Origin of the sequence: Streptomyces sp. NPDC088725, from assembly GCF_044751305.1 — a bacterium.
Lineage (GTDB): Bacteria > Actinomycetota > Actinomycetes > Streptomycetales > Streptomycetaceae > Streptomyces.
Map to the genome: position 1 here is coordinate 340365 of NZ_JBIVLO010000002.1, position 12181 is coordinate 352545.

The 12181-nt window shown below is 71.8% G+C and carries 11 protein-coding genes and 1 riboswitch; of the genes, 4 read left to right on the plus strand and 7 right to left on the minus strand.

Going from position 1 to position 12181, the window contains the following annotated elements:
* Positions 1-79: 79 nt before the first annotated feature.
* Positions 80-1351 carry a glycosyltransferase 87 family protein gene (locus ACIP6N_RS05430; protein WP_401813502.1) on the plus strand — a complete coding sequence of 424 codons (1272 nt, stop codon included), beginning with the start codon at positions 80-82 and terminating at the stop codon, positions 1349-1351.
* Here the strand turns inward: ACIP6N_RS05430 and ACIP6N_RS05435 are convergent.
* The 5 genes from ACIP6N_RS05435 to ACIP6N_RS05455 all read right to left on the minus strand — a co-directional run bounded on the left by ACIP6N_RS05435 (position 1308) and on the right by ACIP6N_RS05455 (position 7157).
* Positions 1308-2546 (minus strand): hypothetical protein, encoded by a 1239-nt coding sequence (locus tag ACIP6N_RS05435; RefSeq protein ID WP_401813076.1) that lies wholly within the window; start codon positions 2544-2546, stop codon positions 1308-1310. The genes ACIP6N_RS05430 and ACIP6N_RS05435 overlap by 44 nt on opposite strands.
* 91 nt (positions 2547-2637) lie before the next feature.
* A complete protein-coding gene (locus ACIP6N_RS05440; protein WP_401813077.1) occupies positions 2638-3681 on the minus strand; it encodes an NlpC/P60 family protein in 1044 nt (347 codons plus the stop codon).
* Between the two features lie 233 nt (positions 3682-3914).
* On the minus strand, positions 3915-4940 hold the full coding sequence (locus ACIP6N_RS05445) for an NlpC/P60 family protein (RefSeq protein ID WP_401813079.1): 1026 nt from the start codon (positions 4938-4940) through the stop codon (positions 3915-3917).
* Positions 4941-5514: 574 nt separating this feature from the next.
* Entirely contained in the window at positions 5515-6879 is a 1365-nt protein-coding gene (locus ACIP6N_RS05450; protein WP_401813080.1) for an NYN domain-containing protein, read from the minus strand.
* A 35-nt stretch (positions 6880-6914) separates the two neighbouring features.
* Positions 6915-7157: a hypothetical protein gene (locus ACIP6N_RS05455; RefSeq protein ID WP_401813081.1), complete on the minus strand. Its 243-nt coding sequence runs from the start codon at positions 7155-7157 to the stop codon at positions 6915-6917.
* Positions 7158-7307: 150 nt separating this feature from the next.
* Between ACIP6N_RS05455 and ACIP6N_RS05460 the strand changes: the two genes are divergently transcribed.
* The 3 genes from ACIP6N_RS05460 (at position 7308) to ACIP6N_RS05470 (ending at position 9351) form a co-directional block, all read left to right on the plus strand.
* Positions 7308-8018, plus strand: a complete 711-nt coding sequence (locus tag ACIP6N_RS05460; RefSeq protein WP_401813082.1) for a rhomboid family intramembrane serine protease — start codon at positions 7308-7310, stop codon at positions 8016-8018.
* Complete coding sequence (locus tag ACIP6N_RS05465) at positions 8015-8296, plus strand: Lrp/AsnC family transcriptional regulator (RefSeq protein ID WP_401813084.1); 282 nt, start codon at positions 8015-8017, stop codon at positions 8294-8296. Before ACIP6N_RS05460 ends, ACIP6N_RS05465 begins: the two co-directional genes overlap by 4 nt.
* 152 nt (positions 8297-8448) lie before the next feature.
* The gene (locus ACIP6N_RS05470; RefSeq protein ID WP_401813085.1) at positions 8449-9351 is read left to right on the plus strand and encodes a TIGR03619 family F420-dependent LLM class oxidoreductase; all 903 of its coding nucleotides are present in this window, start codon (positions 8449-8451) and stop codon (positions 9349-9351) included.
* A gap of 21 nt (positions 9352-9372) precedes the next feature.
* On the opposite strand, the gene ACIP6N_RS05475 is transcribed toward ACIP6N_RS05470, so the two are convergent.
* Positions 9373-10761 (minus strand): aminotransferase class V-fold PLP-dependent enzyme, encoded by a 1389-nt coding sequence (locus ACIP6N_RS05475; protein ID WP_401813086.1) that lies wholly within the window; start codon positions 10759-10761, stop codon positions 9373-9375.
* Between the two features lie 45 nt (positions 10762-10806).
* Positions 10807-10924: riboswitch (SAM riboswitch) on the minus strand.
* 96 nt (positions 10925-11020) lie between these two features.
* Complete coding sequence (trpD, locus tag ACIP6N_RS05480; protein WP_401813087.1) at positions 11021-12085, minus strand: anthranilate phosphoribosyltransferase; 1065 nt, start codon at positions 12083-12085, stop codon at positions 11021-11023.
* Between the last annotated feature and the right edge of the window lie 96 nt (positions 12086-12181).

Sequence of the window (12181 nt, forward strand, 5' to 3'; positions counted from 1 at the left end):
GCAGACGTTACCTGCCGCGTCGCGTGCCACCGTGCCATGCATGATGGTGGGCCGAGTCACCGACGCAGACGGGATGATCATGGCGCGCGGCACACGGCTTCCCCTCGCGGTGCGGCTTCCCATCCCGGTGCGGCTCCCGATCGTGGTGTGGATCCTGACCAGGACGCTGCTGCTGTTGTGGGTCTTCAAGGTCTTCACGTTTCCCGGGCCCGATGTCACCACGGACGTCTCGGTGATCTACCGGAGCTGGTACGACGTGCTGAAGCTCGGCACGTATCCGCTGGCCGACGTGACCTGGCAGTACCCGCCGGCCGCCGCGCTGGCGATCGCCTCGCCCGCCGTGCTGCCGTTCCTGGAGTACGCCGCCGCGTTCTTCGTGCTCGCGTTCCTCGCCGACGCGCTGGTGTTCCGGCTGCTGCTCCGGGCCGGCAACCGGGCCGGGGCCTCGCTCCGGGGCGCCTGGGTGTGGGTGGCGGGGGTGCCGCTGCTCGGGCCGACCTCGTACGCGCGCTACGACCTGATGGTGACGGCGGTCGCGGTCGCGGCTCTGCTGGCCGGGGCGCGCAGGCCGCGCCTGATGGGGGCGCTCGCCGGATTCGGGGCGCTGCTGAAGGTGTGGCCCGTGCTGCTGCTGGTGGGCACGGTGCGCGGGCTGCCGACCCGCCGGGCGTGGACCGCCGCCGTAGTCACCGGGCTGGCGGTGACGCTGGTGTGCTGCGCCGCGATGCCGGGCGCGCTCGCCTTTCTCACCTTCCAGCGCGACCGCGGCACCGAGGTCGAGTCGCTGGGCGGTCTGGTCTTCCAGGTGGCACGGCACTTCGGCTGGCAGGGGCAAGTACTGCTCAATTACGGCTCGGTCGAGTTCGTCGGGCCGTACGTGTCACTCGTCAGCGGGGCCGCACTGGGGCTGACGGCGCTGGCGTTCTGCTGGCTGCTGCTGTGGCGGCTCAGGGCGCGCGAGTGGGCGGCGGACACACCGGGGGATGCCGCGTTCACAGCCGTGCTGCTGTTCACCACCACGAGCCGGGTGATCAGTCCGCAGTACCTGCTCTGGCTGGTCGCTCTGGCCGCCGTCTGTCTGGTCCTGCGGACGAGCCGGATGGTCGTGCCCGCACTGCTGGTGCTGGCCGCGACCGCGGTGACACTGCTCGAATTCCCGCTCTGGTTCGCGCATGTGGTGGCGGGTGACGCGGCGGGCGTGCTGCTGCTCGTCGTACGCAACGGTCTGCTGGTCGCGGCTTCGCTGCTGGCCTGTGCGCGGCTGTGGCGGCGTACGGTGCGCGGCGAGGGCCAGGAGGTCGCCGCGGTCAGTTCAGCCGCCGGCGCAGATATTCGCGCCAGCGCGCGGTGAAGTCGTCCGGCGTGGTCGACAGCACGTCGTGCATGGCCTTCTCCACCGCCCCGTCGCGCTGCCCGGCCGCGCCCACCGTGCGGTAGAAGTCCGTCAGGCGCTTCTGGCCGTACCGCTCGGCGATGAGCGCGCAGGCCAGCCAGCCGCCCTCGTATGCCCGTGCCAGGCTGTCGGGATCGCTGCCGAAGGCGAAGTCCTCGTCCGTGGGCAGCGCGGCGGGCAGTTCGCCGCGCCGTACCGCGCGCTGGAGTTCGGGAGCGATCTGCCCGGCCGTCCTGCCCGAGTCCCGGTACGCGACCCAGTCGGCGAAGCCCTCGGAGAGCCAGGCCGGGGTGGCGGCGGAGGTGGCGGTGCGGGTCGCCACATGGGTGGTCTCGTGGGTGAGGACGATGTGGCGGCCGAAGTCGCCGAGCGCGGTGTACGCGTCGGGGTTGACGATGACGCGGTCGGCGGGCGCGGCGCCCTTCTTGCCGGTCTCTCCCGTCGTGACCGCCGCGATGCCCGTGTAATTCGCCGCGGGCGCCCCCAGGAGCCCCGCCATGGCCTGGAGCGAGCCGGGCACGAGCAGCACCACCCGGCGGGCCCACGCGCCCGGCCAGGCGTCGTCCACGGCCGGTACGGCCAGGTCCTCCGCGGCGGCGATCGCGCGCAGCCCGCGGCGGTCCTGTCCGACGCCGAGGACCAGGCTGCGGGCGCCGCGTACGGCCGTGACCGGGCCCTGCTGCCAGAGCTGCTCGGCGCCGCCCCTGCCGGGTCGGTCGGCGCTCACGTACCAGTGTCCCGACCGCTCGGTCAGTTCCAGGACGCGAGGTGTCGAGACCGGCGCGCTGTCGTAGCCGTCGAGGCGGTAGCGCAGGTCGGCGCGGGCGGTGGCTCTGGATCCGCTGCGTTCGACGGCGGTGACGCGGTACTCCCAGGAGCGCAGCGGCACTTCGGCGAGGTTGTTGAACTCCGCGCGCTCGGTGGCACGCAGTTTCGCCGCCGCCGGGTCGACGGCGGACAGGTACGCGCTCTCGTCACGGTCGAGCACGGCCGCCGCGCGCCGGTCCAGGGTCTGCCGGATGGCGGGCGTGGCGGAGTCGGGCCGGACCGGGGACGCGCAGCCGGCGATCAGCAGCAGACCGGCGAGGGCCACGGCCGCGCGGCGGCGCGCACCGTGCGGCGCGGTGAGTGCGGTACGTCTTCGGCCTGGCACGCCGCCGATCGTACGGGGCCGACGGGACGGGAGGGACCGCACGGGACGGGGAGAGACGGGGCTGGACGGAGAGAGACAGTGGCGGAACGGATCAGACGCGGGTCACCGAGGAGACCGGCAGCATGCCGACGGGGTCGTAGCGCACGGGCGCACCCGGGTACGGCGCGTGGATCACCCGGCCGTTGCCCACGTACATCGCGATGTGGCTCGCGTCGTCGCGGTACACCACGAGGTCGCCGGGCCGCGCCTGGGAGAGCGGCACCTGGCGGCCCGCGTACCGCTGGGCCTGCGAGGTGCGCGGCAGTCCGACGCCCGCCTGGGCGTACGACCACTGCGTGAGGCCCGAACAGTCGAAGCCGGAAGGCCCGTTGGCGCCCCACACGTACGGCAGGCCCACGGCGCGCCTGGCCGCGCTCACCGCGGCGGCGGCCCGTCCCGAGGCCGGTCCGAGGTCGCCGCCCGGCAGGGGCAGTTCGCTGTCGCGGCCGCCGGAGCGTGAGGCACGGTCGTAGGAGTCACGGTCGGCGGCGGAGAGCCGGCCGAGCAGCCGCCGTGCCTCGCCGAGTTTCCGCTCGACGGTGCGCTTGTGGCGGGCGACCTCGGCCCTGCTGCGCTCCAACTCGGCCAGGTCGTGGGCCGTTTCCGTACGCTGTTGTGCCATCTTCCTCTGTGACTCTTGGAGTTCGCGCAGGGCCTCGGACTGGCGCTCGCCGGCCCGGTTGAGTACGGAGGCGCGTTCCAGGTAGGTGTCAGGGTCCGAGGAGAGCAGCAGGGCGAGGGCCGGATCCATCCCGCCGGAGCGGTACTGCGCTCCGGCCACCGAACCGAGCGCCCCGCGCATCCGGTTGACGCGTTCCTGACCGCGTGCCGCCCTGTCCTGCGCCTCGTGCACCAGGACCCGCAGTTTCCCCGCCCGCTCGTCGGCCTTGTTGTACTGCTCGGTCGCGCTTTCGGCCTGCTCGTACAGCCGGTCCACCTTGGCGCGGGTGGCGTCGGCGGAGTCGTGCGGGTCCGCGCCCGCCGGGGCCGTACCGAGGGCGGCGGCCGTGGCCGCCACAACGGACACGGCCGCGACGGCGCCGCCGCGGGCGCCGCGGCTCAGGCCGGGGTGTGAGGGACGGCGATGGGACACCACAGGAAGCCGCACTTCCTTCCACTGGACGCACGCGCGCGGCCCCTGCCGCCCGGCGGGCGGACCGATGTCCGGAGCTGCGCGCAGCAGACAGTAGTGGTGCGAACACGGAGCGGCTACGACCGCCTCGCTCGAACACAACGACGCCCCGGCGGAGACCGAGCAGGTCACCGGCGGGGCGTCGGATATGCGGGAGGTGCCACAACTTCGCCCGAACGGGCGAGACCGGCGGCGGTCTAGCCGATGCGGACGCCGAACTGGAACGGCATGTTGTTGATCGACTCGTAGCGCACGACGGCGCCCGGCTTCGGTGCGTGCAGCACCATGCCGTTGCCGGCGTACAGGCCCACGTGGTGCGCGTCGCCGTAGAAGATCACGAGGTCGCCCTGCTGGAGCTGGCTCATCCCGAGGTGCGCGCCCGCGTTGGCCTGAGCCTCCGAGGTGCGCGGGATGGAGACACCGGCCTGGGCGTACGCCCACGAGGTGAGCCCGGAGCAGTCGAAGGAGCTGGGGCCGGTCGCGCCGTAGACGTACGGCGTGCCGATCATGCCCTGTGCGGCGGCGAACGCGGCACCGGCACGCTGCGAGGCGGGGACCGCGGCACCGAGGTTCACGCGTCCGCTCGCGCGGTTGGCGCGGGCGTCGTCTGCGGCGAGCTGCGCCTTCTCCGCCGCGGTCATCGTGTTGAGAAGCTTCTGCGCGGAGGCGAGCTTGCCCTGGACTTCCTTCTTCTTGGAGCCCAGTTCCTTGCGGGTCTCCGCGAGGTCCTTGACCTTGTCCTGGGCTTCCTTGCGCTCCTGGGCGAGGGTGCGCTGCTTCGCCTGGATCTGCTGGAGGGCGTCGGCCTGCTTGGCGCTCACCTGGTCCAGCGTGGACGCCTTCTCCAGGTAGCTGTTCGGGTCCGAGGAGAGGAAGAGCTGAATGGACGGGTCGATACCGCCGGTGCGGTACTGGGCGCTCGCGATGGCACCGAGACCGTCACGCAGCTCGTTCAGCTCGTCCTGGCCGCGGGCGACCTTGTCCTGGAGAGCCTCGACCTGCTTCTCCAGCTTGCTCTGGTTCTCCTTGGCACCGTTGTACTTCTCGGTGGCCTGTTCAGCCTCTTCGTAGAGCTTGTCGACCTTCTCCTTGACGTCGCTCTTACTCGGCTTCGGGTCGGCATGAGCCGCCTGGGACGTCAGAGCAACAGCCGCGGCAGCGGTCGCGGTGAGCACGGTCACCCGAGTGCGGCTCGGAGGCTTGGGACGACGGTGGGACGCCACGAAGGCGAGCTCCTTCTTCCTCAACCGCCTACCGGGCGTTGGGGACAAGATCCCCGGACTCGGCGGTACCTTCGCGGCCACCCCGAATGGGTGATCAACCGCGCGAAGGTTCGAACCGACTTTAGTGACCTACTTGTGATCAGTTCAAATCCTCACGCGAAAAATCTTGGTTGAGAGGGCATAAATCACAGGCATCACACGCGCAGTGAGGGACATTTGACGGTGCGCTGTCCCACGAAACGGCCAATTGGGGCATGTGCCGCAGGTGTTGCTCGGAGACACGTGCCGCTCGGACGCGGCGACGCTCGGACGCGCCTGCCCCGCGGGTACGGCGACGCTCGGACGCCCGTGAAGCCCGAACGCGCGTGCCGCCCGGACGTGCGTTGCGGCGCGGGTACGGCGATGCTCGGACGAGGCATAGCCCGGTCGCCGGTGCCGCTCGGGCGCGGGCACTGCCCGAACGCCGATGCCGCTCGGACGCGGGTGCCGCTCGGGTACGACGCCACTCGGACGCGGGCACTGCCCGAACGCCGGTGCCTCTCGGACGCGCGTACCGCCCGGACGCGCGCGAAGCTCAGACGCGGGAGAGTCGCTTCAGCAGCAGGGCGGACGCCACCGGCCTGGCCCCCGCCTTCGCCACCCCGTCCGCGACCTCGCGGTCGGTGGAGACCACCACCACGGGACGGCCCGGCGGTTCGGCCCTCACCAGCTGGCGGATCAGTTCGTCCGCGGTCACGCCCGGCTTGGAGAACAGCACCCGCACACCGCGCGGCGGCGCGAGCAGCACCGGCGCCGCCAGCTCGGCGCCGTCGAAGACACAGGTCATCTCGGCGCCCGTCTGCGCCGCGAGCATCGCGAGACCGCCCAGCAGCCGCAGCCGCTGCTTCTCCAACGGCATGGTCGGATAACCGGTCTTGGTGACGTTGTAGCCGTCCACCAGCAGATGCGCCTGCGGCAGCGCGAGCAGTTGGTCGAGCAGCGCCGGGTCCATGTCGGAGAGCGCGCGGGCCGCCACGTCCTTCGGCGACATGCGTCCGGGCTCGACCGCGTCGACGGTGTCGGCGGGGCGCGCGGAGGCGGGCGGCAGCGCCAGCTCGCGCCGCAGCCCCTGCGCCGATTCGAGGACCGTGTCGAGCAGCAGCCGCAGCCGCATGTCCTCGGTCGAGCGGCCCTCGCGGGCGGCGCGCCGGCTCGCCTCGACCGCCGACTCGGCCTCGGTGAGCCGCGCCCTGATCCGGCGGGTCTCGCTCTCGGCGGCCGACACCTGCGCGGACGCCTCCGCCCTGACCGACTCGATCTCGGTGTGGGAGCGGCGCAGAGCCGCCTCACCGCGCTTCACATCGCTCTGGGCGCTGCGCAGCTTGCGGTGCAGCGACTCGGTCTCCTTGCGGGCCGCGTCCAGCTCGGAACGCAGCCGCTCGGTCTCGCTCTTGGTGTGCGCCCGCGCGGCCACGAGCTCTTCGCGCAGCCGTTCCAGTTCGCGCCGGGACTGCTCGTCGGCGCGCTCGGCGTCGGCGCGCAGGGCCTCCTCGCCGGCGGCCGCCACCAATTTCACCCATCCGGGTGGCCTGAGCACATACGCGGCCGCGGCCACGTCAACCGGATCCGCGGCAGCGGGCGGCGATCCCGACTCCAGCGCGGCGGCCAGCTCCGGCTGCGCCTGGCTGAGGCGCTCGCCGATCCGCTGCCGGAACAGCGGCTCGCTCTCCAGCGCGGCGGCCATGGCGTTGCCCGCGAACTTGGCACGCCTGTTCGGTGTGAAGCGGGCGTACTGCCGCAGCTGCGAGGGGAGTTCGGTGACGGTCAGACCGCCGAAGGCGTCAGAGACCAGCGCCACGACCCTGCGCCGTACCCCGTCAGGGAGCGGGCGGTCGAGCGCCTCCACGGCATCACCGCCGGCCGCATCGGCCGGCTCAGCGCCGCTTGCCGGCTCCTCCACGATCCGTCACCCCACTACCCTTGCGGGCGGCTCCCTCAGGAGTCGGCGCCCGGCCTGTCCACCAGTTCGATCTGATCCACCGCATTGCACCACCGGCAGCGGACCGACTCGATGGTCTCACTGACCACCTCGCGCTCCTCCACCTTCGGCGCTCCCGCCAGGTCCAGATGGACGTACTCCACCACCTTGGACGAGCGGGTCACATCGAAGCGCGTGAGGTTACCGCACTGGGAACAGCGCCACCGGGTGTCGTCCGTCGGCAGGGGAACCGTCGTCATGGTGCCGTCCTCTTCTGATCTGCTGATCGTCTTGTCTTCGCGCCGTCTCTACAGCGTCCGTACGCGGGTCTCCAACCCTACGGCCTCACGGGTTTCGCGGACCCGGCGAGGCGCCCCCGCCGATTGATTCCGGTACGCCATGCTCTGTCCGTGATCAGTGGGCGGACAGTGTCGGGCAGGCCGGTGGTGACGTACGGGCTGATCGGCCTCTGTTCACTGGCCTTCCTCGTCAGTCCGCTGTCCGGGTTCAACCCCGTGTACGGCACGGGCGACGCGCTGCTCGGCGCGCAGAGCGACTACTTCGTACGCTGGGGAGTCGTCCCCGCCACGCTCACCCACGGCTCCCCGGACGCCCTGCTCACACCGCTCACCGCGCTGTTCGTGCACGCCAACTGGCTGCATCTGCTGGGCAACATGCTCTTCCTCCACGTCTTCGGGGCCATGACGGAGGAGCGGATGGGCCGGACGGCGTTCACGCTCTTCTATCTGGCCGTCGGCTGTCTCGCGCTCACCATGTACGCGGTCGCCAACGCCGACTCCGAACAGACCCTGGTGGGAGCTTCCGGCGCGATCTCCGGTGTGCTCGGCGCCTTTCTCCACCTCTTTCCCAAGGCGCGCGTGACCAGCATTTTCCCGTTTCTTTTCTTCCTGCCGCTGCGCTTCCCCGCCTGGATCGTGCTGATTTTCTGGTTCATCCTCCAGGGGCTGGCGGCACGGACCGCCGGATCGGGTCCCGGCGTCGCCTATCTCGCGCATCTGGTGGGCTTCGGCGCGGGCTTCCTCTACGCATGGGCGCGTTACCGCCGTACCGATAAGGTGGGAGGCCAAACCGCGGCCACTGAGGGAGAACGCCAACCGTGATCACCGCGATCGTGCTCATCAAGACCAGCGTGGACCGGATCCCCGAGATCGCCGAGGCGATCGCCTCGCTGGAGAGTGTCAGCGAAGTCTTCTCGGTGACCGGTACGTACGACCTGATCGCCATGGTGCGAGTCGCCGCGCACGACGATCTGGCGGAGGTCATCCCCGGCCGGATCAGCAAGATCGAGGGCGTGCGGGGGACGGACACGCACGTGGCGTTCCGTACGTACTCCCAGCACGACCTGGAGGCGGCCTTCGCGATCGGGCTCGACTCCTGAGACTCCCGAGGCTCCCGAGGCCCGCGAGGCCGACCCGGTCCTGACTCCCCACGGGAGACGCCGCCTGGACATCGCGGGGGAATATTGTCCGATATTGCGGTATTACCGTGAAGCCTGTGCTCAATGGCAGTACGGGCCTTACGGAGGCCGTCATGCGTATCGGATTCACTCTCCCCCAGATGGGCACCCTCGCCCACCACGCCGCCGGTGCCGGGCGCTTCGCCCGGGAGGCGGAGGCGCTCGGCGCGGACAGCCTGTGGGTCAGCGACCGGCTGCTGTCACCGGTGCGTCCCGCGATCGGTTACGGCGGCGGCATCGGCTTCCCCAAGGAGTTCAACGCCGTCCTCGACCCGCTCACGGTCCTGACCGTCGCTGCGGCCTCCACCGAACGCGCGCTGCTGGGGAGCAACGTCCTGGCGGCTCCCTGGTACCAGCCGGTGCTGTTCGCCCGTACGCTCACGAGCCTGGACCTGGTCAGCGGTGGACGATTGATACCCGGGCTCGGCACCGGCTGGTCCCCCGACGAGTTCCGGGCCGTCGGCGTCCCGATCGAAGAGCGGGGCGCCCGGCTGGACGAGACGCTCGACGTGCTGGACGCCTGGTGGTCCACCAACCCCGTGGCGCACGAGGGCCCTTACGTGAGCCTGCCACCCACTCATGTCGACCTCAAGCCGGTGCGGCGGCCCCGCCCGCCGATCCATCTGGGCGGCTGGGCCCCGGCGGCGCTGCGCCGTGTCGCACGCCGGGCGGACGGCTGGCTGCCCGTCCTCTCGCCGAGAGGCGGTTACTACGACCCCGCCTCCGTCAACGGCCCGCTGCGGGAGATCCGCAGGATCGCGGCGGAGGAGGGCCGTGACCCGTCGGAGATCGGGGCGATCCTGCGGTTCATCCCGACCCGGGTGACCACGGTCGAGGAGGTGGCCGAGGCCATCGGACTGACGCGCCGCGAGACGGACATCGACCACGTCTTCGTGGACCTGATGTGGCTGTCCAAGGACATCGACCACTCGCTCGAACTCGTCAGGTCCGTGCTGGACCTCGCCCGCGAGGACTGATCCCGCCTCCGGGCATCAGTATCAGCAGGGAGCCGGGACGCAACGGCCGTCCTCGGTGCGGTAGTTCCAGCGGGCGCCGTCGCGCACCAGCTCCTTGACCGCGCCGACGAACCGGTCCACGTGCTCCTCCGGCGTTCCCGCGCCGAAGCTGACCCGGATCGCGTTGAGCGAGCGCTCGCCGGGCTCGGCCTCGGGGGCGCCGCACTCCCCCTGCTCCTGCGGGTCGTTGTCGAGCAGGGTCCGTACGAGCGGGTGGGCGCAGAAGAGGCCGTCGCGCACGCCGATGCCGTACTCCGCCGACAGCGCGGCGGCGAAGTGCGAGCTGTTCCAGCCCTCGACGACGAACGACAGGACGCCGACGCGCGGTGCGTCGTCGCCGAAGAGCGAGAGCACCTTGACCTCGGGCACCTCGGCGAGCCCCGCACGCACGCGGGCGACCAGCGCCTGCTCGCGGGCGACCAGCGTGTCGAAACCGGCCTCCTTGAGCGCCGTGCAGGCGGAGGCGATCGCGTACACCCCGATGACGTTCGGCGAACCGGCCTCGTGGCGGGCCGTCGTGGTGTGCCAGTCGACGTCCACCCCGCCGTCCTCACGCCGGGTGACCCGACGGCTCGCACCACCGCCCGCGAGGTACGGCTCCGAGTCGAGCAGCCAGTCCGAACGGCCCGCGAGCACGCCGGAGCCGAACGGCGCGTACAGCTTGTGTCCGGAGAACGCGACCCAGTCCACGTCGAGTCCGGTGACGTCCACCGGGTGGTGCGGCGCGAGCTGCGCGGCGTCGAGGACGATACGGGCGCCGTGCGCGTGCGCGGCGGCGGCCAGCTCCTGTACGGGCCACAGCTCGCCGGTGACGTTGGAGGCGCCGGTGACGCAGACGAGCGCGGGCACCGAGGTGTCCCGTCCGGCCAGCGCGCTCTCCAGGGTGGCGACGGCGGCGGCCGGGGTACGCGGCGCGTCGAGGATGTTCACCCGGGCCGCACGCCACGGCAGCAGCGCGGCGTGGTGCTCGGTCTCGAAGACGTACACCTCACAGCCGGCGGGCAGCGCGGCGGCCAGGAGGTTCAGCGAGTCGGTGGTGGAGCGGGTGAAGACGACCTGGTCGTCCGCGCGGCAGCCGAGGAACCCGGCGACCGTGCGGCGGCTCTTCTCGAAGAGGTCGGTGGACAGCTGCGAGAGGTAACCGGCGCCGCGGTGGACGCTGCCGTAGTACGGGGCGTACGCGGCGATGTCGTCCCACACCCGCTGGAGGGCCGGCGCGCTCGCCGCGTAGTCGAGCGCGGCGTACGTGACCTCGCCACCGGTGACGAGCGGGACGGTGACATCCCGCCCGAGCACCGGCAGCGGCTGCGCACAGGCGGCTTCGGAGTCGGTGCTGACGGCGGCGACAGTGGCACTGGCGTATGCGGACATGTCGAGACTGCTCCCTCGAGGACCAAGGACCCCAAGGCATGCAGGGGTCCGCGCTTGCCACAGACCTCGCTGCCTGCGGCCTGGTCTTCACCCGGGGCACCCCGCCACGGACGGAGGGTTGCCGGACAGCGGGCCGGGGCCGTAGTCGCTGTCACTCATGACCTGTCGAAAAGCATGACACAGGCTCCACGGTCATGGGCAACTCCGGTCCACATCCCGGACATCGGCCGGCCGGCCCCGCGCCACCGCACCGTCCGGATCAGGCGGTACTCGCGCTCACCCAGCGCTCCAGCGTGGCCTTGGCCGCGCCGGAGTCGACGGACTCGGCCGCCGTGGCGATCCCGGCGGCGATCTGGTCGGTCAGCGGCGCGTCCGTGGGGCTCAACGCGACCAGTGCGGCAGCGGAGTTGAGCAGGACGGCATCGCGCACGGGCCCCTGCTCGCCGGCCAGCAGGCGCCGGGCCACCTCGGCGTTGTACGCGGCGTCCGCGCCGCGCAGCGCCTCGATCGGCACCAGTTCGATGCCCACGTCGCGCGGGTCGAACGACGTCTCGCGCACGGCGCCGTCCCGGACGATCCAGACCGTGGAGGTGGCCGTCGTCGTCAGCTCGTCCAGGCCGTCGTCCCCGCGGACGACCAGCGACGAATTGCCGCGCGCCGCCAGCACACCGGCCACGATCGGCGCCATCCGCCGGTCCGCGACGCCGACCGCCTGCGACCGTACCCGGGCCGGGTTGGTGAGCGGTCCGAGGATGTTGAACGTGGTCTGCGCGCCCAGCTCCTTGCGCGCCTTGGCCGCGTACCGCAGGGCGGGGTGGAACTTCACCGCGAAGCAGAACGTGATGCCCGCTTCCTCGGCGACCTCGGCGACCCGCCGCGGGGTCAGTTCCAGGTTGACGCCGAGGCGTTCCAGTACGTCGGAGGCGCCGCTCGCCGACGAGGAGGCGCGGTTGCCGTGCTTGACGACCTTGGCGCCCGCGCCGGCCACCACGATCGCCGACATCGTGGAGATGTTGACGGTCTTCGCCATGTCACCGCCGGTGCCGACGATGTCGACGGTGGGGCCCGGCACCTCGATGGTCCTGGCGTGCGCGTACATGGCCCGCACGAGCCCGGAGACCTCCTCGACGGTCTCGCCCTTCGCCCGCAGCGCGACCGCGAATCCGGCGATCTGCGCGTCGGTGGCCTCGCCGCTCATGATCCTGTCCATGGCCCAGGCGGTGTCGTCCGTGCTCAGGTGCTCGCCGCGCAGCAGCGGGTTCAGCACGCCCGGCCAGCTGCGGGCCGCCACGGTGTCGCCTCCGACGGGGGTAACAGCGCTCATGCTCGCTCCTGGGTCTCTGCGGGGGTTCCACGGGCCTGTGGCGGCCTTCCCGGCCAGCCTATCGGCGCGCGCCCCGCAGGAAGAACGCCGAGGGCC